The 22,845-nt window shown below is 72.5% G+C and carries 21 protein-coding genes; 10 read left to right on the forward strand and 11 right to left on the reverse strand.

All coding sequences use genetic code 11. The features are described 5' to 3' along the window. Positions 1-89 precede the first annotated feature (89 nt). The 3 genes from thpD to ACZLKG_RS04750 all read right to left on the reverse strand — a co-directional run bounded on the left by thpD (position 90) and on the right by ACZLKG_RS04750 (position 2,848). Positions 90-989: an ectoine hydroxylase gene (thpD, locus tag ACZLKG_RS04740; protein WP_463648115.1), complete on the reverse strand. Its 900-nt coding sequence runs from the start codon at positions 987-989 to the stop codon at positions 90-92. Positions 990-1,359: 370 nt separating this feature from the next. Further along, a complete protein-coding gene (locus ACZLKG_RS04745; protein WP_463648116.1) occupies positions 1,360-1,638 on the reverse strand; it encodes a DUF1540 domain-containing protein in 279 nt (92 codons plus the stop codon). A 673-nt stretch (positions 1,639-2,311) separates the two neighbouring features. Next, a complete protein-coding gene (locus tag ACZLKG_RS04750) occupies positions 2,312-2,848 on the reverse strand; it encodes a hypothetical protein (RefSeq protein WP_463648117.1) in 537 nt (178 codons plus the stop codon). Positions 2,849-3,081: 233 nt separating this feature from the next. Here ACZLKG_RS04750 and tig point away from each other — a divergent pair, with 233 nt between their 5' ends. From tig to ACZLKG_RS04790, 8 genes are all read left to right on the forward strand, one after another. Then, positions 3,082-4,695: a trigger factor gene (gene tig, locus ACZLKG_RS04755; RefSeq protein ID WP_425708497.1), complete on the forward strand. Its 1,614-nt coding sequence runs from the start codon at positions 3,082-3,084 to the stop codon at positions 4,693-4,695. 284 nt (positions 4,696-4,979) lie between these two features. Continuing rightward, positions 4,980-5,621, forward strand: coding sequence for an ATP-dependent Clp protease proteolytic subunit (locus ACZLKG_RS04760; RefSeq protein ID WP_425708496.1), 642 nt, complete (start codon positions 4,980-4,982; stop codon positions 5,619-5,621). Between the two features lie 26 nt (positions 5,622-5,647). Further along, complete coding sequence (locus tag ACZLKG_RS04765) at positions 5,648-6,358, forward strand: ATP-dependent Clp protease proteolytic subunit (protein WP_425708495.1); 711 nt, start codon at positions 5,648-5,650, stop codon at positions 6,356-6,358. Positions 6,359-6,639: 281 nt separating this feature from the next. Continuing rightward, the gene (gene clpX, locus ACZLKG_RS04770; protein WP_425708494.1) at positions 6,640-7,908 is read left to right on the forward strand and encodes an ATP-dependent Clp protease ATP-binding subunit ClpX; all 1,269 of its coding nucleotides are present in this window, start codon (positions 6,640-6,642) and stop codon (positions 7,906-7,908) included. Between the two features lie 183 nt (positions 7,909-8,091). Next, a complete protein-coding gene (locus ACZLKG_RS04775) occupies positions 8,092-8,301 on the forward strand; it encodes a helix-turn-helix domain-containing protein (protein WP_425708493.1) in 210 nt (69 codons plus the stop codon). Positions 8,302-8,314: 13 nt separating this feature from the next. After that, positions 8,315-8,863, forward strand: a complete 549-nt coding sequence (locus tag ACZLKG_RS04780) for a Clp protease N-terminal domain-containing protein (protein ID WP_425708492.1) — start codon at positions 8,315-8,317, stop codon at positions 8,861-8,863. 79 nt (positions 8,864-8,942) lie between these two features. Then, positions 8,943-9,266: a chorismate mutase gene (locus tag ACZLKG_RS04785; RefSeq protein WP_425708491.1), complete on the forward strand. Its 324-nt coding sequence runs from the start codon at positions 8,943-8,945 to the stop codon at positions 9,264-9,266. Between the two features lie 67 nt (positions 9,267-9,333). Then, positions 9,334-9,948, forward strand: coding sequence for a hypothetical protein (locus ACZLKG_RS04790; RefSeq protein ID WP_463648118.1), 615 nt, complete (start codon positions 9,334-9,336; stop codon positions 9,946-9,948). Between the two features lie 20 nt (positions 9,949-9,968). Here ACZLKG_RS04790 and ACZLKG_RS04795 read toward each other — a convergent pair whose 3' ends face one another. From ACZLKG_RS04795 to ACZLKG_RS04815, 5 genes are all read right to left on the reverse strand, one after another. After that, positions 9,969-10,688, reverse strand: coding sequence for a hypothetical protein (locus tag ACZLKG_RS04795; protein ID WP_425708489.1), 720 nt, complete (start codon positions 10,686-10,688; stop codon positions 9,969-9,971). A 137-nt stretch (positions 10,689-10,825) separates the two neighbouring features. Beyond that, the gene (locus tag ACZLKG_RS04800; protein ID WP_463648119.1) at positions 10,826-12,667 is read right to left on the reverse strand and encodes an AMP-dependent synthetase/ligase; all 1,842 of its coding nucleotides are present in this window, start codon (positions 12,665-12,667) and stop codon (positions 10,826-10,828) included. An 87-nt stretch (positions 12,668-12,754) separates the two neighbouring features. After that, positions 12,755-15,409 carry a valine--tRNA ligase gene (valS, locus tag ACZLKG_RS04805; RefSeq protein ID WP_463648120.1) on the reverse strand — a complete coding sequence of 885 codons (2,655 nt, stop codon included), beginning with the start codon at positions 15,407-15,409 and terminating at the stop codon, positions 12,755-12,757. A 162-nt stretch (positions 15,410-15,571) separates the two neighbouring features. Further along, positions 15,572-16,477 (reverse strand): MauE/DoxX family redox-associated membrane protein, encoded by a 906-nt coding sequence (locus ACZLKG_RS04810; RefSeq protein WP_425708486.1) that lies wholly within the window; start codon positions 16,475-16,477, stop codon positions 15,572-15,574. Positions 16,478-16,489: 12 nt separating this feature from the next. After that, on the reverse strand, positions 16,490-17,056 hold the full coding sequence (locus tag ACZLKG_RS04815) for a MarR family winged helix-turn-helix transcriptional regulator (protein WP_425708485.1): 567 nt from the start codon (positions 17,054-17,056) through the stop codon (positions 16,490-16,492). Positions 17,057-17,179: 123 nt separating this feature from the next. On the opposite strand from ACZLKG_RS04815, the gene ACZLKG_RS04820 reads away from it, so the two are divergent. Beyond that, positions 17,180-19,147, forward strand: a complete 1,968-nt coding sequence (locus ACZLKG_RS04820; RefSeq protein WP_463648121.1) for an ABC transporter ATP-binding protein — start codon at positions 17,180-17,182, stop codon at positions 19,145-19,147. Positions 19,148-19,272: 125 nt separating this feature from the next. Here ACZLKG_RS04820 and proC read toward each other — a convergent pair whose 3' ends face one another. Next, on the reverse strand, positions 19,273-20,091 hold the full coding sequence (proC, locus tag ACZLKG_RS04825) for a pyrroline-5-carboxylate reductase (protein ID WP_425708483.1): 819 nt from the start codon (positions 20,089-20,091) through the stop codon (positions 19,273-19,275). 51 nt (positions 20,092-20,142) lie between these two features. Here proC and ACZLKG_RS04830 point away from each other — a divergent pair, with 51 nt between their 5' ends. Further along, on the forward strand, positions 20,143-20,922 hold the full coding sequence (locus tag ACZLKG_RS04830; RefSeq protein ID WP_425708482.1) for an SDR family NAD(P)-dependent oxidoreductase: 780 nt from the start codon (positions 20,143-20,145) through the stop codon (positions 20,920-20,922). Positions 20,923-20,959: 37 nt separating this feature from the next. Here the strand turns inward: ACZLKG_RS04830 and ACZLKG_RS04835 are convergent, their stop codons facing one another. After that, positions 20,960-21,793 carry a hypothetical protein gene (locus tag ACZLKG_RS04835; protein ID WP_425708481.1) on the reverse strand — a complete coding sequence of 278 codons (834 nt, stop codon included), beginning with the start codon at positions 21,791-21,793 and terminating at the stop codon, positions 20,960-20,962. 143 nt (positions 21,794-21,936) lie between these two features. Next, positions 21,937-22,623 (reverse strand): hypothetical protein, encoded by a 687-nt coding sequence (locus tag ACZLKG_RS04840; protein WP_425708480.1) that lies wholly within the window; start codon positions 22,621-22,623, stop codon positions 21,937-21,939. Between the last annotated feature and the right edge of the window lie 222 nt (positions 22,624-22,845).

Below are 22,845 nucleotides of genomic sequence, written 5' to 3' on the forward strand. Positions count from 1 at the left end.
GAGTTGCTCCTGGGGTAACGCGGTCCGCCCCGCCAGGGGGCGGCCCACCCGGGCGGACCGCCCCGCGACGTCGACGGCCCCGGCGCGTCCTACCGCAGCGGCGTGGTGTCGCGGCTCGCGATGTGCTCCGGTCGCGGCGCGGAGGCGGCGTACGGCTCGGTCAGCGCGTTGTCCACGCTGTTGAACACGAGGAACACGTTGGAGCGCGGGTACGGCGTGATGTTGTTGCCCGACCCGTGCATGATGTTGGCGTCGAACCAGAGGGCCGACCCGGCGGGGCCGGTGAACTGGTCGATCCCGTGCTTCTCGGCCATCGCGGTGATGTCGTCCTCCGACGGCACGCCGATCCGCTGCTCCTTGAGCGAGGAGGCGTGGTTGTTGTCGGGCGTCTCGCCCACGCACGGGACGTAGGTGCGGTGCGAGCCGGGCATGACCATGAGACCGCCGTTGTAGGGGTAGTTCGGCGTGAGGGCGATGGAGCAGCTCACGGCGCGCGGCGCGGGCATGCCGTCCTCCGCGTGCCAGGTCTCGAAGTCCGAGTGCCAGTAGAAGCCCGTCCCCTTGAAGCCGGGCATGTAGTTCACCCGGGTCTGGTGGAGGTAGACCTCCGAGCCGAGGAGCTGCCGCGCCCGGTCGAGCAGGCGGGGGTCGCGGCTGAGCGCGTCCAGCACCTCGCTCAGGGCCTGCACCTCGAACACGGACCGGACCTCGCCGGTGGCCTTCTCGGTGACGAGCCGTGCGTCGTCGGTCAGGCGCGGGTCCGTAGCGAGCCGGTCGAGCTCGGCGCTGAAGGCCCGGACCTCCTGCGGCGTGACGAAGTCCTCGAGGATCGTGAAGCCGCGGGACTCGTGCGCCTCGAGCGCGGCCGCATCGAACGGCCCGTCCGCCTCCGTGCCCCACACCGTGGGGTGCGCACGGTCGGCGGAGCTGCCCGGCGTCGCGAGGCGGGTGCGGTAGTGGTCGGTGGTCGGATCGAGGGCTGTGGTCATGAGTCTCCCTTTCCTCGGGCGACGAGACCGTCCGTGGACGGGTCCCGCGCGCGGCGGCGCCGGGCTCGGCCCGGTCGTCCGCTCTGCTCGGTCACCAGCGGTTGCACGCTGTGCTCTTGTCCGCCACCCCGGCCGACGTGGGCGGGTGGCTCACTCCCACCGTACGCATCGTCGCCAGATCTGCACGTCGTGACTGTGGACAGCCAGGGTTGGGTCTCGCCCCGCGGGGACGACGACGCTCGCTCCCCGGGTACGACGACGCCCCATGTCCCGAGCGCGACGACGCCGGCCACAGGCACGACGACGCCTCCCGGCCCTTGCGGGCGGGAGGCGTCGGTCGTCGGTCGGGTCAGCGCTCTTCGGAGGCGGGTCAGCGCGCCTCGTAGGAGAGGCAGTCGGCCTCGGCGCCGCCGACCCTGATGAAGTCGGCCGCGCACTCGAGGTCCTTGTTGTGCACGCAGGACGTGCGCTGGCAGGCACCGACCTGGGCGACGATCTTGTCGAGCCCACCCTTGATGTTGAGGGGCAGGAACGTCGCACACTGCGCGTCCTGCCCGACGGTGACGGCAAACGCGGTGCAGCCGTCGTGGTTGTACGAGCAGGCGCCGACCGAGCACTCGGTGACGTGGGGCATCTCCATGACACTCATGACCATCTCCTTCGACCGAGGCACGTTGATCGCGCCGCTTATGAAGAATGTAGAACGACATCGAATGCGCGTCTAGAAAGGTATGGCACGCCTTACCGCTTGTTTCGAGCAATCATTGATTTGTGCGTGGCTAATGTTTTCTTATTCGTCCGTGTCACTTATTTCTGGAACCCGGCGTCCAGGCGCGCGCATCGACCGCGCGGCGGCGTGGCCGCCTCTGTCGCCCCCGGCACGAGGCGCGCCACGGTCGGTCGGCGCTCTATGGCGCCGCCTGCGGATGAGCCGCGTATCGACGTCGCAGCCGTTGACGTCGAAAACGTAGTCGGACACCTTGACGTCAATATCGTCGTCGGAGGATCGAATGGCGTACATCGGCAGGATTGCCGGCCCGAGTCGCTCGGACGGATCATCCGGCAGTCGCGCCTGCTCGAGGGGTTCACGCAGAGCGAGCCGGCCGACCAGCCCGGCACCACCCAGAGGTACGTCCGGGAGCTCGAGGCAGGCAAGCCGTCGAACGGGTTGACGTCGGTGAGGACGTCCTCGAGCAGTGGTGGCCGCTGTGTCTTGCAGAGCGACGCAACTGCAGAACTGCACAACATGGCGGACGAACTGCAAGACACGTGCGGGCGAACTGCAAGACAGGGTCCGCCCGCTCGCCCGCCGGCGCGCCGGATCACCTCCCCGCGTCCCACCACCGGCGGGCGGACCGCTCGGACAGCACCCAGGCCACCGCGATCGCGCCCGGCACGTAGAGCCAGAGCGCCGGGCCGACGGGGTCGTCCACCTCGGCCGTGCTCCGCGCGAGCAGCACCAGGGCCCCGACACCGAGCGTGGACAGGAAGAGAAGAGCGCCGACCGCAGTGTCGAACGCCTTCCGCCGACCGGCGTCCCGGTGCACACCGTGGCTCGCGAGGGAGGCGAGCGCGAGGAACGAGACGAGCGCGGGCAGGCAGAGCACGATCACCACGACGATGCCGTCCGTCGCCAGTGCCCCCTCGGCGGTCGCCTGGAGCGCCGCCCACGCGAGGGCGAAGGATCGTTCCTCGCCGTCGTGCGTGTAGTGGATGAACGGCAGGACGAGCCCCGCGACGAGCAGGGCGCTCGCCGTGGCCATGACGAACCGGACGAGGGCGGTCTCGAGCTCGAGCACCCGCCCCTCGAGGCTGCGTACCTCGCGGCGGAGGTCGGTGGCGCTCGGATCGGTGGTCATGGCGGCTCCGTCGTCGGGGCGTGTGTGTCGCAGCCGAGCGTAGGCGCCGGCCCAGGAGCCGGGTCGCGCTCCGGGTGTGGTGTGGCCCGGATGACGCTGTCCCTGGGTCGTTCACCCTCTACGCGAGCCGCGGTGTGCCGTAGGATCGTGAGGATCGTGCGTGCCCACGCCTGCTCGACGAGGCGTGCGGCGCCACCCCACGGGTCCCACCGCGCCGCCGTGCGCGCTGCCCCGTGCTCAAGTCAGCTACCGACGAGTTGGAGTACCCCGCAGTGAAGACGGACGTGGAGAACCTCGAGGCCACCAGGGCCCGGCTGACCGTGACGGTCCCGTACGAGGACCTCAGCTCGGCGATCGACTCCGCCTACGCCACGGTCTCCCAGCAGGTGAGCATCCCCGGCTTCCGCAAGGGCAAGGTCCCGGCCCGGATCATCGACCAGCGCGTGGGCCGTGCCGCGGTCCTCGACCAGGCGATCAACAGCCAGATGGACTCCCTCTACCGCGAGGCCGTCGGCGAGTCGGGCGTCAACCCGCTCGGCCGGCCGGAGATCGAGGTCACCGAGCTCCCTGCCGTCACCGGCCCCCTCGGCGGTCAGCTCGTCTTCACGGCCACCATGGACGTGCGCCCCGAGATCGAGCTCCCCGACTTCTCCACGATCACCCTGACGGTGGCCGACTCCGAGGTCTCGGACGAGGACGTCGAGGAGCGTCTGACCGCCCTGCGCGAGCGCTTCGGCACGCTGACGGGCGTGGACCGCGCCGTCGAGACCGGCGACTTCGTCACGCTCGACCTGTCCGCCATGGTCGACGGCGAGGAGGTCGACACCGCGTCGGGCATCTCCTACGAGGTCGGCTCCGGCTCGATGCTCCCCGGCCAGGACGAGGCCCTCGTCGGCCTCACCGCGGGCAAGGAGGGCACCTTCACCACGACGCTCGCCGGCGGCGACCACGCCGGCAAGGAGGCCGACGTCTCCGTGACGCCGACCGCCGTCAAGGTCCGCGAGCTCCCTGACGCCGACGACGACTTCGCCCAGCTCGCCTCCGAGTTCGACACGCTCGAGGAGCTGCGCGCCGACCTGCGTACCCAGGTGGCCTCCGACCGCGCCGGCAACCAGGCCGTCGAGGCCCGTGACCTGCTCCTGGCGCACCTGCGCGACAACCTCGAGGTCCCGATCCCCTCGGGCGTCGTCGACGCCGAGATCGCCCGTCACCTCGAGGCGGAGGGCAAGCCCGAGGGCGACCCGCACGGCGAGGAGATCCGCGGCGAGACCGAGGAGCTCCTGCGCGACCAGATCATCCTCGACACGATCTCCGACCAGGTCTCGGTTCAGGTCTCGCAGAACGAGCTGCTCGAGTTCCTCGTCGAGCAGGCCCAGCAGTACGGCATGGACCCGAACAACTTCATCCAGGCCGCCGGCCAGACCGGGCAGCTGCCCGCCTTCATGGGTGAGGTCGCCCGCAACAAGGCCCTCGCCGTGGTGCTCCGCGACGTCAAGGTCGTCGACGGCTCCGGCACCGAGCTCGACCTCTCCGAGTACCTCGGCTCCGAGGAGACCGACCAGGCCGAGGCGGAGCTCGACGAGATCGACGCCGAGGAGAGCGAGGAGTCGGCCGACAGCGCGGACTCCGGCGACTCGGCCGACAGCGCCGACTCGGCGGACTCCCCGGACAGCCCCGAGTCCGCCGACAGCGCGGACGAGGCAGCAGAGGCCGAGACCGAGAAGCCTGCCGCCAAGAAGCCCGCTGAGAAGAAGGCTGCCGCCAAGAAGCCGGCCGCGAAGAAGCCTGCTGCCAAGAAGGCGGCCGCTGAGGAGTCCGACGAGGCGACGACCGACTCGGACGCCTGACCCGGGCACCATCCGCCACGAGGGGCGGCCGACCACCGGTCGGCCGCCCCTCGGCCCGTGTACGCCCCTTGGCCCGTGTACGCCCCTCGGCGCGTGTACGCCCAGAGGCGTGTGTACGCCCGGCGTGGCTGCCCCGGCGGCCCCGGCGCGGCTGCCCGTGCGCCGACAGCGAAAAGGCCCCGGACAGGGGCAGGAACCTCGGCCGCGCGCGGTTAGGGTCCAGTGACTACCCGCGGCGGAGGCACTCCGCACCGCCGCCCCCACCTTCGATCTAGGAGCTGCACGTGAGCGAACCGATCGCGCGCGCCGAGGCGAGCAACCTCGGTCTGAACGACAGCATCTACAACCGGCTGCTCAAGGAGCGCATCATCTGGCTCGGCTCGGAGGTGCGCGACGAGAACGCGAACGCCATCTGCGCGCAGATGCTCCTCCTCGCCGCCGAGGACCCGGACGAGGACATCTTCCTCTACATCAACAGCCCCGGCGGCTCGATCACCGCGGGCATGGCCATCTACGACACGATGCAGTACGTCAAGCCCGACGTCGCCACGGTCGGCATGGGCCTGGCCGCCTCGATGGGGCAGTTCCTGCTCACCTCGGGCACCAAGGGCAAGCGCTACGCCACGCCGCACGCCCGCGTGATGATGCACCAGCCCTCGGGCGGCATCGGCGGCACGGCCACCGAGATCAAGATCAACGCCGAGCTCATCCTTCACATGAAGAAGGTCCTCGCCGAGCTCACGGCGGAGCAGACCGGCCAGCCGCTGGACCGGATCAACTCCGACGCCGACCGCGACCGGTGGTTCACGGCCGCCGAGGCGCTCGAGTACGGCTTCATCGACCACGTGGTCGCCAGCGCCGCCGCCGTCACCGGTTCGGGTGGCACCGCGTCCGACGACGAGTCCGACCCGTCCTCCACGTCCTGAGCCCCGCGACCACCGAAGGAGTCCGAATGAACCTCCCCATGATGGGCCGCGCCGGCTTCGCACCGAACGGCGCCACCGCCCCGATGCCCGGCGGGACCGCCCCGCAGAGCCCGACCTCGCGCTACATCCTCCCGTCCTTCGAGGAGCGCACCGCCTACGGCTACAAGCGCCAGGACCCGTACGCCAAGCTCTTCGAGGACCGCATCATCTTCCTCGGCGTGCAGGTGGACGACGCCTCGGCCGACGACGTCATGGCCCAGCTGCTCGTCCTGGAGTCGCAGGACCCGGACGGCGTCATCACCATGTACATCAACAGCCCCGGCGGCTCGTTCACGGCGCTGACCGCGATCTACGACACGATGCAGTACATCAAGCCGGAGATCCAGACGGTCTGCCTCGGGCAGGCCGCCTCGGCCGCTGCCGTGCTCCTCGCGGCCGGCTCCCCGGGGCGCCGCCTCGCGCTGCCCAACGCGCGCGTGATGATCCACCAGCCCGCCCTCGAGGGCGGCGGCTACGCGCAGGCCTCGGACATCGAGATCCACGCCAACGAGGTCCAGCGGATGCGCCAGTGGCTCGAGCAGACGCTCGCGCACCACACGTCCCAGGACTCGGAGACGATCTCGCGGGACATCGAGCGCGACAAGATCCTCACCGCCCAGCAGGCGCTGGAGTACGGGATCGTCGACCAGGTCCTGGAGTCCCGGAAGAACACCGAGCCGGTAACCATCCAGAAGTAGCCTCGCGCACAGCGCCCCCGGACCAACGGTCCGGGGGCGCCGTCGCGCGTGGGCGCGGCCCGACGGCGTCTCGCACCTGCCGTACGGACGGTGCGCCGTGGCGCATGGGCGCGGCCCGACGGCGTCGCGCACCTGCCGTACGGACCGTGCACCGTGGCGCGGACGACGAGGCGCGCCGGGCAAACGCAGATGCCTACCGGGTCGCGCGTGTGCGAAGGTTGAGCCGAGAGCCGTACCCAGCGGCGAGCGGCCCCGGACCGCGACGAGACAAGGAGGACCCGATGGTGCGCACTGGACCCGCCACGGCGGACCTCCTCACGTGCTCGTTCTGCGGGAAGAGCCAGAAGCAGGTCAAGAAGCTGATCGGCGGCCCGGGCGTCTACATCTGCGACGAGTGCGTCGAGCTGTGCAACGAGATCATCGACGAGGAGCTGGCCGAGCTCGGCGAGTCCTCCCTGGAGGACCTGCCCAAGCCCCGCGAGATCTTCGACTTCCTGGGCGAGTACGTGGTCGGGCAGGACGAGGCGAAGCGTGGCCTCGCCGTCGCGGTCTACAACCACTACAAGCGGGTGCGGTCGGCCGAGGAGAAGCCGGCGCCGGACGCCGTGGAGATCCAGAAGTCCAACATCCTCATGATCGGCCCGACGGGTACGGGCAAGACCTACCTCGCACAGTCGCTCGCGAAGATGCTCGACGTCCCGTTCGCCATCGCGGACGCCACGGCGCTGACGGAGGCCGGCTACGTCGGCGAGGACGTGGAGAACATCCTCCTCAAGCTCATCCAGTCCGCCGACTTCGACGTGAAGAAGGCCGAGACCGGCATCATCTACATCGACGAGATCGACAAGGTGGCCCGCAAGGCCGAGAACCCGTCGATCACCCGCGACGTCTCCGGCGAGGGCGTCCAGCAGGCGCTGCTGAAGATCATCGAGGGCACCTCCGCGGCGGTGCCGCCGCAGGGCGGGCGCAAGCACCCCCACCAGGAGTTCCTGCAGATCGACACGACGAACGTGCTGTTCATCGTGGCCGGTGCGTTCGCCGGCCTCGAGGACATCGTGAGCAGCCGTGTGGGGCGGCACGGCATCGGCTTCGGCGCCGCCCTCAAGGGCACCGAGAGCGAGGCCGACCTGCTGACCAAGGTCTCGCCCGAGGACCTGCACAAGTTCGGGCTCATCCCCGAGCTCGTCGGGCGCCTGCCCGTCACGGCGACGGTCAATGCGCTCACCCAGTCCGACCTGGTGACGATCCTGACGGAGCCGAAGAACGCGCTCGTCAAGCAGTACCAGAAGATCTTCGACCTCGACGGCGTGCAGCTCGAGCTCACGGACGAGGCCGTGGAGGCCATTGCCGAGCTCGCGCTCGAGCGCGGGACGGGGGCGCGCGGGCTGCGCGCCATCATGGAGAACACCCTGCGCGAGACCATGTTCGACGTGCCCTCGCGCGACGACGTCGAGAAGGTCGTCGTCACCGCCGAGTCGGTGCGCAGCGGCCAGGCGCCGACCCTGGCGCTGCGCAGCAAGACCCGGCGTCGCCAGCAGCGCTCCGCCTGACGCTCCGCGGCGCTCCGCGACTCCCCGGGGATGCCCTGACCTCCCCGCTACGCACCGTCCCGAACGTTGCTTGTCCGCCCGACCGGCGCCGCGGGGCTGCCCGCACCTCACACTGGCCGTCCCGCCACACCCCACGTGTCAATCTGGGTTGACAGACTGTCCGCTGTCAACCAAAGTTGACGCATGGCCGTCAAGGACACCGCAGTCGCCGCGCAGGACCCGGACCCCCGGCGCGGGCTCCGGGGCGTGCGCGCGCTCAGAGAGCTCGCCGACCGGCTGGAGATCCTCCAGGTCGAGCGCGCCCGGGACGAGGGCTGGTCGTGGCAGGAGATCGCCGACCAGCTGGGCGTGAGCAGGCAGGCGGCGCACAAGAAGCACGGCCGGGGACGCTGAGGAGGAGCTCCGCATGAAGGTCAACCGGTTCACGAGCGAGGCACGGGCTGCCGTCGTGCACGCGCAGGAGCTGGCCCGCCGGGCCGGGGCTCCGCAGATCGAGGTCGTGCACGTCGCACGCGCCGCCCTCACCACGGACGGGGAGGCGGCCCGTGCCCTGGGTGCCGGGGGCGTGGACGTCGACGGGGCCAGGGCCGGCCTCGCGGCCCGGCTGAGCGGTCCGGGCCTGGACGGCGAGGCGCTTGCCGGGCTCGGGATCGACGTCGACGCCGTCCGGAGTGCCACCGACGCGACGTTCGGCGAGGGCGCGTTCGCGCGCGCCGACCTCATCGCCCGCAACCGCGGGCGCCGTGGGAATCATCTGCCGTTCACCGCCGCCGCGCGGAAGGTCCTCCAGCTCGCGCTGCGCGAGGCGGTACGCCTGGGGGACAAGGCCATCGACGAGCGGCACATCCTCCTGGCGGTGCTCAGGTCCGGCGGCCCGGTCGCCGAGACGCTCGCGCAGGCGACCGACCGGCCGTCCGTGCGCCGGGCGCTCGAGGCCGGCTCGCGGGTCGCCTGACGGTCCGGACGGCCTGCGGGGCATCCGCTTCCCGGTCGTTGCACCCGATCCCCAGGGCGGTCGGTCTACGGTGGTGCGCATGACCGACGCCGCGCGCACCGAGCCGGACGATCTGCCCGAGGGGCTGCGGTCCGCCCGCGGGACGATCGACAACATCGACGCCGCCCTCATCCATCTCCTCGCCGAGCGGTTCCGCTGCACCCAGGCCGTGGGGCGGCTCAAGGCCGAGCAGGGGCTGCCGCCGTCCGACCCAGGGCGCGAGGAGCGGCAGGTGGCGCGGCTGCGTGAGAAGGCGGAGGAGGCCGGGCTCGACCCCGTGTTCGCGGAGAAGTTCCTCGACTTCATCGTCGCCGAGGTCATCCAGCACCACGAGACGATCGCCGAGGAGCACGGCCGGTCCTGACGGTCTGGCCTCGGCACGGGCGCGGCTTCGGCGCCAGGTGCAGCTCGTCCCAGATACATTGGCAGCCATGGGTGCTCTCGATATCCGCTTCAGCAAGCCCTTCATCATCGCCATGATCGTGGTCGGGGTGCTCCTGCTCGGCACCACGTTCCTCAGCCGGAGTTGGGCGATCTCGTTGCCGGGCTTCCTTCTCCTGCTCTTCGGCCTCCTCGCACTCGTCAACCCGATGGCGCGCGTCGAGCAGGGGGAGGCGCAGCGCAAGAACCTCTTCGGGATGACCCTCAAGCGCTTCCCCATCCGGGCGCAGTCCGACCTGCGAGCGGACGAGAAGGCTCTCTGGCACGTGCCGACCGGCAAGAAGGTCACCACGCTCGGGTTCGGCGTCGACAAGGCCGACGCCGCAGCGATCCGAGCGCAGTTCGGAGGCCAGCCCCAACAGGGTCAGCCGCACCAGGGGCCCCCGCAGCAGGTCATGCCCGCGCACCAGGGCGCGCCGTACGGCCAGTCCTCGCAGGGCTACCCGCAGCAGGGAATGCCGCCTCAGGGTGCTGGTGCCCCGCACGGCCAGCCGGCCCCGCAGGGCTACGGACAGCCGCCGCAGGGCTACGGCCAGGCGCAGCCCGGCCAGCAGCCCCCGCAGGGCTACGGCCAGGCGCAGCCCGGCCAGCAGCCCCCGCAGTAGGCCGCGGCGGCCGGCTGCGGTCAGCCGATCGTGACGGCGTTGAGCGCCTCGCCGGTGACCCCATCGACGGTCACGCGCACGCGATCGTGGCCGTCCCGCAGGACCACGGTCGTCAGCGGTCGGTCGATACCGTCCGGCACCCCGATCCGTTCGATCTCGCCGTCCTGCACCTCGCTCGCCGTGCGTGCGGCGTCCTCGGCCGTGACGACCCACTCGGCCAGGACCGCGGTCGGGACCTCCGGGACGTGCGGGTGGGTCAGCGGATGACGTTCCGGCTCGCCCACGGCGGGGAACGCGACCGTCGAGACGGTAGAGCCGTCGGTCGTGTGCACGGCCCACTCGGTCGCCTCGGCCTCGTGGAACTCGTCCGGCGCCGTGGTGTCGTCGCTGTAGTGGACCCGGATGAACTCGGGCTGCACCGCCAGTGTGAGCTCTCCGTCGCCGGCCGCGTCCTCGGCCAGTCGGGCGACGTCCGCCGGTGTGAGCCTCCCGAGCTCGCTGATCGCCTCGACCGCGTGTCGCTCCAGCCGGTCGAACGCGTCGTCCGGGAGGCCGAGGTCGTCGTCCGACGTCGGCAGGGTGCCTGCCGCTCCGCCCGCACCTCCGGCCCCCGCCGATCCGCCGGCCGGCCCGCCGGGCCCGCCGGCGCAGGCGGCCAGCGATAGCCCGAGCACCACCAGCGCGGCTGCAGCCAGCGGGCGGAGCGTCATCGGGGCGGGGGGACGGTCGGCGGTACGCATGGCAGGACGCTAGGACCCGCGCCCCGCGGGCGGAGGAGGGCGGGGTACCCCTGCCCTCCTGCGGGACGGACGACCAGACCCGGCGACGTCGGGCACCGGACCGCCCACCGGCGGCGTCCGCCCCGGCTACCTCCCGATTAGCCCTTGGTCGACCGCTCCGGCTTCGGCCCGGCGTAGAGCTCGTCGATGACGTCGGCGAACCGCTCGTGCACGGGGGCGCGCTTGACCTTCGACGACGGCGTGAGCAGGTCGTTCTCCAGCGTGAAGTCGGTGTCGAGGATCGTGAACTTGCGGATCGACTCGGCGCGGCTGACCGCCCGGTTGGCCCGTTCGACGGCGCGGTCCAACGCCTCGCGCACCTTCTCGTTCCGGGCGGCCTCGGCCACGCTCATCTCGGGCAGGTCGTGGTTGGTCAGCCACTGCGGCAGCATCTCGGCGTCGAGGGTGACCAGGGCGCCGATGAACGGCCGACCCTCGCCGACGACGACCACCTGGGAGACGATCGGGTGGCCGCGCAGCCGGTCCTCGAGCACGGCGGGCGCCACGTTCTTCCCGCCGGCCGTCACGATGATCTCCTTCGCGCGGCCGGTGATCGAGAGGTAGCCGTCGTCGTCGAGCGTCCCGAGATCGCCGGTGCGGAACCAGCCGTCGTCGGTGAACGACTCGCGGGTGGCCGCCTCGTCGTCGTGGTACCCGCGGAACACGTGCGGGCCCTTGATCTCGATCTCGTTCGTCTCCGAGATCCGCACCGAGGTGCCGGGGTAGGCGGGGCCGACGGTGCCGATCTTGATGCGGCCGGGCAGGTTGACGGACGTGGGCGCGCCGGTCTCGGTCAGGCCGTAGCCCTCGAGGATGACGAGCCCCATGCCGCGGTAGAAGTGCCCGAGCCGCGTGCCGAGCGGGCCGCCGCCGGACACGGCGTAGCGCAGGTTCCCGCCCATGACCTCGCGGAGCGTGGAGAACACGAGGCGGTCGGCGACCTTGCGCTGGGCGGCGAGCACCCGGCCCACGCCGTGGCCGGACTCCTCGGCGCGCGAGGTGCGCTCGGCGACCTTCGCGGCCCAGCGGAAGATCCGGCGCCGGACCGTCGAGGCGGAGGCCTTGGCGTCCGCGGAGTTGTAGACCTTCTCGAACACGCGCGGGACGGCGAGAAGGAAGGAGGGCCGGAAGCTCTGCAGGTTCGGGACGAGCTGCTTGAGGTCGGGGCTGTGGGCGAGGACCGCACCCGAGTGCACGCACAGCACGGAGACGAACCGGCCGAACACGTGGGCGAGGGGGATGAACAGCAGGGTGCGGGCGCCGTCGCTCGCCACCACGTCGCGCAGGTTGGGGTCCGCGACGCCGTTGACCACGAGCGCCACGAAGTTGCCGTGCGTGAGCTCGACCCCCTTGGGCCGGCCGGTGGTGCCGGAGGTGTAGATGATGGTGGCGACGTCCGACCCGGTGCGCGCGGAGATGCGGGCCTCCACCTCGCCGTCCTCGACGCCCGCGCCCCGGCGGACGAGCTCGTCGATCGCCCCGTCGTCGATCGTCAGGGTCTCGCGCAGGGCGGGCGCGTTCGGGGCGGCCTCCGAAAGGACCGCGGCGCGGTCGGCGTCGTCGACGAACGCCAGCACCACGCCCGCGTTGGTGAGGATCCACTCGCACTGCTCGGCCGAGGAGGTCTCGTAGATCGGCACCGGCACGGCGCCCGCGCTCCAGGCCGCGAGGTCGAGCAGCGTCCACTCGTAGCGGGTCGCGGACATGATGGCGACCCGGTCGCCCACCTCGACGCCCGACGCGATCAGGCCCTTGGCGACCTCCACGACCTGCGTGTGGAACTGGGCGACCGACACGGTGTCCCAGCCGCCGGACGGCGTGGCCACCTCGAACATCGGGGCCGTGCCGCCATTCTCCAGGCGGGCCCGCAGCAGGTGCGGGATCGTCGTCGAGCCGTCGATCTCGCCGCGCGCCTCGGTGCTGGACGTGGGCTGGGTCATCGCATCCTCCGTGGTCGCGCGTGGGGGGTCAGGAGAGGCCGGCACCCCGCCCGTGGGGTCCTGGGCACCCGGAACGAGGGTACGTGCTCAGGCGGCCGGCTCGAGCAGGTGGTCGGTGACCGCGGTGGTCTCCACGCCGTCGGTGATGGTCAGCTCGCCGCGGATCTTGGCCGCGTCGCGCAGGTCGCCGGCGACCGACCGGACGAAGGCGGCGTCCGCCGTCGGGACCGCGAGCGTGACCGAGGCGAACGGGACCTTCTGGGAGACCTTGGCCTCCGACTTCACCTTGCGCAGCGCCGCCAGGGCGCGCCCGGCCGCGCCGACGAGCCCGGCGTCCGCGTCCCCGGCCGCGGCGCGCAGCTGTTCGCCGGTCGGCCAGTCGGCGGAGTGGACCGAACCCTCGCGGTACCAGGTCCACACCTCGTCCGTGGCGAAGGGGAGGAACGGCGCGAGCAGCCGGACGTAGGTGTCGACGGCGAGCGCGAGCGCCGCGCGGGCGGACTCCTTGGCACCGGGCTCGGCGGTGCCGTCCCGGTCGTAGGCCCGCTCCTTGACGAGCTCGAGGTAGTCGTCGCAGAACGTCCAGAACGAGGACTCCGTGACCTCCAGCGCCTTGGCGTGCTCGAAGGCGTCGAGCGCGCGGGTGGCCTGGGCGACGACGTCGGTCAGCCCGGCGAGCATCGCCCGGTCGATCTCGTGCGTCACCAGGGCCGGGTCGAGCTCGAGGTCGGCGTCGCCGCCCATCGTCAGGGCGAACTTCGAGGCGTTGAGGATCTTGATCGCCAGGCGCCGGCCGATCTTCATCTGTGAGACCTCGAAGGCGGTGTCGACGCCGAGCTTCGCGGACGTCGCCCAGTACCTGACCGCGTCGGAGCCGTGCTCCTCGAGCAGCGCCATCGGCGTGACGACGTTGCCCTTGGACTTGCTCATCTTCTTGCGGTCCGGGTCGAGGATCCACCCCGAGATCGCGGCGTCGCTCCACGGCAGCGCGCCGAACTCCAGGTGCGCGCGCACCACCGAGGAGAACAGCCACGTGCGGATGATGTCGTGCCCCTGCGGGCGCAGATCCATCGGGTACACGCGGTCGAACAGGTCCTCGTCGCGCAGCCAGCCGGCCGCGATCTGCGGGGTGAGCGAGGACGTGGCCCACGTGTCGAGGATGTCGGCCTCCCCGACGAACCCGCCGGCCTGCCCCCGCTGGGACTCCTCGTAGCCCGGCGCCGGGTCGGAGGTGGGGTCGACCGGCAGCGCGGACTCGTCCGGGACGATGGGGGACTCGTGCCGGACCTCGCCGTGCTCGTCGAGCGGGTACCACAGCGGGATCGGCACGCCGAAGAAGCGCTGGCGGCTGACCAGCCAGTCCGAGTTGAGGCCGTCGACCCAGTTCTCGTAGCGCGACTGCATGAAGCCCGGGTGGAAGCGCAGGTCGCGGCCGCGCTGAAGGAGGTTCGTGCGCAGGTCGACGCCGTTGGTGTCCTCGTGCGCGCGCCCGCCGTTGCGGATGTACCACTGGCGCGAGGTGACGATCTCCAGCGGCTTGTCGCCCCGCTCGTAGAAGTTCGCCTTGCGCTGCGTGGGCGTGGGGTCGTCGAGCATCTCGCCGGACTCCCGCGCGGCCGCGGCCACCGCCTCGCGGGCGGAGAACGCGGTCTTCCCGGCGAGCTGCTCGGCGTAGAGCTCGGCGCCGGAGCCGGTGAGCCACTCGGGCGTGGCGCGCAGCAGGCGCCCGTCGCGGCCGACCACGGCGCGGGTGGCCAGGTCGAGCTCGCGCCACCAGATGACGTCGGTGAGGTCGCCGAACGTGCAGACCATCGCGATGCCGGTGCCCTTGTCCGCCTCGGCGGCGGGGTGGGCGAGCACGGGGACCTCGACGTCGAACAGCGGCGTGCGCACGGTGCGGCCGAACAGGAAGCGGTACCGCTCGTCGTCGGGGTGGGCGACGAGGGCCACGCACGCGGGCAGCAGCTCGGGGCGGGTGGTCTCGATGACGACGTCGGACGCCTCGTCGGTGTGGAACGCGAGCCGGTGGTAGTGCCCGGGGTAGTCGCGGGCCTCGAGCTCGGCCTGGGCGACGGCGGTCTGGAAGGTGACGTCCCACAGCCCCGGCGCCTCGGACTGGTAGGCCTCGCCGCGCGCGAGGTTGCGCAGGAACGCGGTCTGCGAGGCGCGCTGGGCGTCGGCCCCGATGGTCTGGTAGGTCTGCCGCCAGTCGACGGACAGGCCGAGGCGGCGGAACACCTGCTCGAAGGCCTCCTCGTCCGAGGCGGCCAGGCGCAGGCACAGCTCGACGAAGTTCTTCCGGCTCACCGGCACCTGGTCGGCGGCCCGGACCGACTTCCCGTCCCCGCCCTCCTGGGGCGGAGTGAAGCCGGGCTCGTAGGGCAGGGAGGGGTCGCAGCGCACGCCGTAGTAGTTCTGCACGCGACGCTCGGTGGGCAGCCCGTTGTCGTCCCACCCCATCGGGTAGAACACCGAGCGACCACGCATCCGCTGGAAGCGGGCGAGCACGTCGGTCTGGGTGTAGCTGAAGACGTGGCCCACGTGCAGGGAGCCCGACGCCGTGGGCGGCGGGGTGTCGATCGAGAAGACGTCGGCCCGGTCGGCCGTGCGGTCGAACGCGTACGTGCCGAGCTCGCTCCAGCGGGCGTCGTGCCGATCCTCCAGCCCGTCGGTCCCTACCTTGTCCGGCGCCGTGGGGGCGGGAAGACGGGTGGGTCGCGAGGTGGAGGACGGGGTGCTCATGGTGTCCGATTGTTCCACGGTGAGGGCGCTGCCCGGGTGGGCCGAACGGTGGCGGGCGCGACTCTCGCGGGCCCGTGGAGGAGGTCTGCGGCGTCGGCCTGCGGCTCACCCGCGTGACCTCGCGTCGATTCCCGCTCGACTGTCGGTGGCGGGAGGCGCGGGTCAGGTCCGTGGCCGCTCCGCCGGGCCCGTGTGGCCCCTCGCCGGGGCGGTGCGGGCGAGCTCGTCGACGAGATCGCGGACGAGGTCGGCGCCGACGACGGGCCCGCCGGCCAGCAGCCCGTCCGACCCGAGCACGACCGCCGAGGGCGCGCCGGTCAGCCCGAGGCGCCGGTAGGCGCCACCGGCGTCGCCCTGGGTGACCCGGACGTCGACGTGCGGCAGCCGGCGCCGCCAGTCGGGCAGCGCCGTGCGCAGGTGCTCGGCGTCCTTCCCGAGGCGGGGGATCCGCACGAGCAGCTGGGCGCGCTGCGCGGCCAGCTCGGTGAGGTCGCGTCGCACCCCGTCGACGACGACCTGTCCCGCCGGGATCGGCCGGCGCAGGTAGGGCTGCACCCGGCCGGAGCCCTCCTCGCCGCTGCCCCAGAGATGGACGACGAGCGCGATCGCCCCGGCCGCGCCGAGGATCGCCGGGTGCAGGTCGTCGACGGCCCACCAACCGGTCGCCCCGGCCGCGACGGCGCCCCCCGCGGCGAGGACGAGCAGGGCGTTGAGGGCGACGTGCAGCGGGCCGACGGGTCGGTCGTCGTCCTGCCCGAAGCAGTGGCAGGCGAGGGGCTCGGGCGACCGCCACGCCCGCAGGGCGACGACGAGGTAGGCGACGGTGAGCAGGAGGACGACCGTGCCGACGCCGGCGAGCCACGGGCCCGGCGCGCCGAGCAGCGCGAGGGCGAGGACGATCTCCGCGACGGCGTGGGTGCGCACGAACCCGTACCGCTGCAGGCCGCGGGGCAGCCCGAGGACGTCCATGTGGACCGGGTCCGGCGGCCGCGCGAGCTTCCCGGCGCCCGCCACCAGGAGGACCACGGTGAGGGAGAGGACGGCTGCGCCGAGGACGACGTCGGTCATGGACGACCCGGGTCAGCAGCCGGCGGCGTCGACGACCCGGGCGAGGAGCGCGTGCAGCTGGGCGGCCTCGTCCTCGTCGAGCGGGGCGAGCAGGGCGGCCCCGTGAGCCGCCCGGGCCGCGGCGACCTCCTCGGCGAGCGCGCGCCCGGAACCGGTGGGTTCGACGAGGATCGCGCGCCGGTCGGTGGGGCTCGGCGTCCGGCGGACGAGGCCCTTGGCCTCGAGGGAGTCGACGACCTCGGTCGCCGAGCGGGGGGCGATGCGCAGCCGTTCGGCGATGTCGGCCAGTCGGGCGCCGCCGTCGGCCGCGACGGCGGCGCGTAGCGCGCGGAACTCGTGCGGCGAGGGGCCGTCCGACTCGAGCGCCTCCATCCACCGGCGCCTGACCTGGCGGGCCGCCCGGACGATGAGCTCGTACGTGTCGGGCTCGTGCGCGTGGTCGGGACCGTGCGGCCGGTCCGTGCCGTGTGCGTGGTCCGGACGGTGCCGGTGCTCGGCCTTCGCCCGGCCGTCGCCTGCCACGTCGGCCCGCGCCCGTTCGTCGTGCGGGTGCGCGGGGGAGGCGGACTGGCGGCTCACCGGAATAGCGTACTGCCCGTCGCGGTTACCCTCATCGTGAGGTAACCTCACTATATGGCTCCGGCCGGTCGCCCGGTCGCGCCGTCGAGCCCGACGACTCCGACGAACAGGAGGTGGTGCGCCATGGCAGCACCCCACAACTTCTCCTCCGGCCGCCGAGGTGGTGGCCCCTCGCGCCACACGCATCAGGGCGGCGGCGCGTCCGACGGAACCGGCGTGCCCGGTGGCCCGGGCGGACCTGGCGGCCCCGGTGGCCTGGGTGGACCTGGCGGACCCGGTGGACCTGGCGGCCCGGGCGGCAGGGTCGCCACCGTCGACCCTGCCGACAGGGCCCAGCTCGCCGAGCACCCTGTCAGCCTGCGCCGCATCGGCGCGCTCTTCGCTCCCCACCGCGGCACGATCGCCGTGGTCATGATCCTCATCGTCGCGACCTCGCTCGTCGGCCTCGCGACCCCGTTCATCACCAAGCACCTCATCGACGACGCGATCCCGCACCAGGACGTCCCGCTCCTGCTGTGGCTCGTGGGCGGGCTCCTCGCCGTCACCATCGTCACCGCCGTTCTCGGGGTGGTGCAGACCTGGATGTCCACGACCGTCGGCCAGCGCGTCATGCACGGGCTGCGCACCGACGTCTTCACCCACCTCCAGCGTCAGTCCGTCGACTTCTTCACCCGCACCCGAGGCGGCGAGGTCCAGGCCCGCCTCACGCAGGACATCCAGGGCATGCAGTCCGTCGTCACCACGACCGCCACCTCGATGGCCACCAACGTGACGACGGCGGTCGGCACCGCGGTGGCGATGGTCGCCCTGTCCTGGCAGCTGTCGCTGCTCTCGCTCGCCGTGCTGCCGCCCGCGATCTGGTTGACCCGACGTGTCGCGCTCCTGCGCCGGGAGATCACCACGCGGCGCCAGCGCGCGATGGCCGACCTGCAGAGCCAGGTCGAGGAGTCGCTGTCCGTCAGCGGCGTCACCCTGGGCAAGATCCTCGGCACCGGACCGACCGCGTCGGCGGCCTTCGCGGGCACCTCCCGCGACCTCGCGGACCTCGAGGTGCGCTCCCAGCTCGCCGGACGTTGGCGGATGGCCAGCCTGAGCATCGTGTTCGCCGCGATCCCGGCGCTCATCTACCTGGTCGCGGGCCTCCCGGCTACGTCCGGCGGCATGACGATCGGGACGCTCGTGGCGTTCACCGCGTTGCAGTCCCAGTTGTTCCGCCCGCTCATGGGCGTGCTCAACGTGGGCGTGCAGGTCGTCACCTCCATGGCCCTGTTCAGCCGCGTCTTCGAGTACCTGGACCTCGTGGTCGAGATCGACGACCCGGCCGACCCGGCCGAGATCGACCCCGGGGCCGTCAGCGGCCATGTGCGGCTCGAGGGCGTGGGCTACAGCTACCCGGGCTCCTCCGTGCCCGCGCTGGACGGCATCGACCTCGACGTGCCGGCGGGGCGGTCGCTCGCCCTGGTCGGGCACACCGGCTCGGGGAAGTCCACGCTCGGCTCGCTCGTCGCCCGCCTCGCGGACCCGTCCGCCGGCCGGGTGACGATCGACGGCGTCGACCTGCGCGACATGGCGCTCGCCGACCTCGCCTCGGTGGTCGGCGTCGTCTCCCAGGAGACCTACCTGCTGCACACGACGATCCGCGAGAACCTGCGCTACGCCCGGCCCGACGCGACCGACGAGGAGATCGTCGCCGCGGCCCGCGCCGCCCAGGTCCACGAGCTCATCGAGGACCTCCCCGACGGCTACGACACTGTGGTCGGCGCCCGCGGCCACCGGTTCTCCGGCGGTGAGAAGCAGCGCATCGCCATCGCCCGCACCATCCTGCGGGACCCCCGCGTCCTCGTCCTCGACGAGGCGACCTCCGCGCTCGACACGAGCACGGAACGGGCCGTCCAGGAGGCGCTCGACGCGCTCGCCGAGGGGCGCACCACGATCACCATCGCCCACCGCCTGTCGACCATCGCAGGAGCGGACCAGATCGCGGTCCTCGACCACGGCCGGGTCGTCGAGCGGGGGACCTACGCCGAGCTCGTCTCCCGCGGGGGAGTCTTCGCCGGGCTCGCCGGCTCGCAGGAGCTGGTCGACGCCTGAGTCCGGGTGCTCGTCGGACCGACCGCCGGCGAGCTGGACCGGTAGCGGTCGAGCTGGACCTCTGCGTGGTCAGTCTCGACCGGGCATGGTCCAGTTCGGCGTGGTGGGCCGGCGAGCTGGCCGGGTCAGTCCCCGGCCAGCTCGGCGTCGCGCGCCATCACCGCGTTCGCCCCGGCCACGACGGCGGCGGGGAAGCCCGCGGCGTCGAGCGCGACCATGCCGGCGACCGTCGTGCCACCAGGCGAGCACACCCGGTCGACGAGGTCCTGGGGGCTCGTGCCCTCGGCGGCGAGCTCGCGCGCGAGCGTGCCCGCACCCGCGGCGGCCTGCGCGGCGATCCGCACGGCCTGCGCCTTCGGGAGCCCTGCCGCCACGGCGGCGCGCGCCAGGGAGTCGACGAGCTGGAACACGAATGCGGGTGAGGAGCCCGCGATGGCGGTGAACGCGCTGAAGTGCCGCTCCTCGAGCACCTCCGCGGTGCCGACGGCCTCGAAGACCTCGACGACGGCGGAGACCTGCTGCTCGGTCGCCGCGTCGTTCCCGCACACGGCCGCGGCGCCGACGCCGACCTGGGCGGCCACGTTCGGCATCGCACGTACCACCGGGTGACCGTCCGGCACCGCGGACGTCAGCGTGGCCAGCTGCAGCCCGGCGGCGATCGACACCACGGGTGCGCCGGTCTCGGCCAGCGACTCGCGGACCCCCTCGAGCACGCCCAGCACGACGTGCGGCTTGACCGCGACGACCACGAGCCCGTCCGGACCGACCTCGCGGACCAGGGCGTCGGCGTCGGGCACCGCCGTGCCGCCCACCGCGGCGGCGACCCGCTCCGCCGAGGCCGCGACGACGTCGGTGACGACGATCTCGTGCCCGCCTGCCGAGGCGGCCACCCCGTGGGCGATGGCCGAGGCCATCGCCCCGGCCCCGATGAATCCGATGCGCACGTGTGTGTCCTCCCGCCGGTCCTGCGTGGTCAGTGACTACATGATGGACCCATGAGTACCGACCACCCAGCGCCGTCCGCCCCGGGCGCCCCGCGCGCCCTCGTCACCGGAGCATCGTCCGGCATCGGCCGCGCGACCGCCCAGCACCTCGCGCGGGCCGGGTACCGCGTCGTCGCCACCGCCCGCCGGGCCGACCGGCTCGCCACCCTCGCCGACGAGATCAGCTGCGACACGTTCGTCGCCGACCTCACCGTGCAGGCCGACGTCGACGCGCTCGCCGACCACGTGATCGCCGGCGGGCCGCTGACCTCGCTCGTCAACAACGCCGGCGGAGCCGTCGGGGCCGACAGGGTCGAGGACGGCGACCCGGCGGACTGGGCGCGGATGTACGACCTCAACGTGCTCACCACGCTGCGGGTCACCCGGGCCCTCCTCCCGCACCTGCGCGCCGACGGAGGCGGGGACGTCCTCGTGGTCACCTCGACCGCCGCGACCGGGACCTACCCCGGCGGCGCCGGGTACACGGGGGCGAAGCACGCGGCCCGGATGATCGTCGACACGCTCCGGCTCGAGCTCATGGGCGAGCCGATCCGCGTGCTCGACATCCAGCCGGGCCTGGTCGCCACGCCCGAGTTCTCGGTCAACCGCTACCGGGGCGACGTCGAGGCGGCCGCGAAGGTCTACGAGGGCGTGGCCGAGCCGCTCACCGCCGACGACGTGGCCGACGTCATCACGTTCGCCCTCACCCGTCCGCATCACGTCAACCTCGACTCGATCGTCATCCGACCGCGCGCGCAGGCCACCCACACCCTCCTGCACCGGGAGCCCTGAGTCTCAGGGGCCGGGTCACCGGCCCGGGACGTCTCGGTCACGCGACCGGCCCGCGCGGCTCGCCGGGTGCCGTGTCGCGAGTGGTGCCCGGTGCGTGGTCCGGGGCTGCGTCGGGCGCGTGCGGGGTCGGGGTCTCCGTGTCGCCGTCACATCCGGTCCCGTCCTGCTCGCACAGCTGGTCGTCGTGGTCGCCCGTGGTCGGATCGGGGGTGACGACGTTGAGAACATCGCCGGTCACCGCCTCGATGCCGACGCGTGCGAAGTCGCCGTCGTCGGTGCGGATGCCGACGAGCAGGATCGACGCCGGCTCGTCGGGCGGCATCGCGACGAGGACCTCGCCGGGCAGGACCTGCAGCGCGTTCTCGACGGCGTCGGACACCCGGACCTGCCAGCCCAGGACGATCTCCAGGGCCTCTGTGCCGCCGGCCTCGTCCTCCGTCAACGGGAAGGACTCGGACCGCCCGGTGTCGACCCGGCCGTTCAGGAGCTCGGTCAGCGCCATCTCGTCGTCGCCGACCGACCAGACCTGCCATGCCTCGCCCCCGCTGGTGTCCTCGGGGTGGAGGCCGAGGGCGACGTCGTGCCCCGTGTGGTCCAGGGTCGCGTCCTCAAGGGACCGGACCTCGTCGAGCGTGAGGGCGGGTGACGTCGCCGTGGACTCGAGGAGGAGGGTGTCGACCGTGACCAGCGAGATCGGGTCGACGTCGAGGACGTCGTCGGTCGTGGGAATAGGCGGCTCGGGACTGTCCGTGCCGTCGGTCGGCGGTGCGGTGCCGACGACCTCACCGCCGGCGCACCCGCCGACGAGCGCGAGGAGCAGGGCGGCTGCGGCGGCGGCGAGGGGGGAGCGCCGGGGGCGGGTCGTGGTCATGGTCGGAGGCTAGGGAGCCGGGCGCCGCACGGCCATGGCCGACGGCGGGGAGCGCTACCTGGGGCAGCGCTCCCCGCAGTGGTGGGGTCGGCCGGCGCGCACCCGTGAGGCGCACCCCGTGAGGCCGGCCGGCCCGTGGGGCGTCAGCCGACGCGGACCTCACCGGTGACGGCGTCGACGTAGACGTCGACCTCGTCGTCCTCGTCGTGGTCGAACTCCCAGTAGACCGTGCCGTCCTCGGTGTCGAGCTCGATCTCCTCGACCATCGGGTCGTCGCTGATCGCGCCCTCCTCGGCGGCGGCCGTGATCGCGTCGATGATCGTCAGCTCGGCGGTCTCGAGCTCGGCGACCGTGTCGTCGTCCACGTCGTCGGACTCCTGCTCGACGATCGAGTGGTCGGCGCGCAGCGTGACGTCGATGAGCGTCGAGCCGTCGACGACGTCGACCTCGTACCCGGTGTCGTCCCGCTCGACCATCACGACGTCGCCCTCCGGGGCGACCTCGAGGGCCGCGTTGACGGCGGCGGCGAGCTCGGCCACGCCGGGCAGCTCGGCGCCGTCGGACCCGGCCTCGCCAGAGCTGGCGGAGCCCGACTCGCCGGAGTCGTCCTGGCCATCCGCGCCCTCGGACCCGGTCTCGCCGGAGTCGTCCTGGCCGCCCGCCTCGCCGGAGTCGTCGGTGCCGGCGTCATCGCCGGTGCCGGTGTCGGCCGACCCCGTCTGGTCCTCGGCGCCCGACCCGTCGTCGGTCGAGGAGGAGCACCCGGCGAGGACGAGCGCGAGGGCGAGCGTCGAGGCGGACAGGGTGGCGGTGAGTCGGTTCGTTCGCATGTCTCCATGATCGCGCGCCGGCATGAGGCAGTGGTCAAGGTGCCGGTGAGAGCGTTCTCAGCGGCGCCGGTGGCGGCCGCGGCGCCGGGGTGGTCCCCCGATGGAGAACGCGCAGGTGAGCGCCTTCTTATCGCAATGAACATAAGTGCAGCCGTGGCGAGTTGCATGGGCCAACAGGTGACATAGAGTGCAAGACGCGGGATCAACGAGCGCTTCCGCACC

This window comes from Georgenia sp. Z2081, from assembly GCF_055326445.1.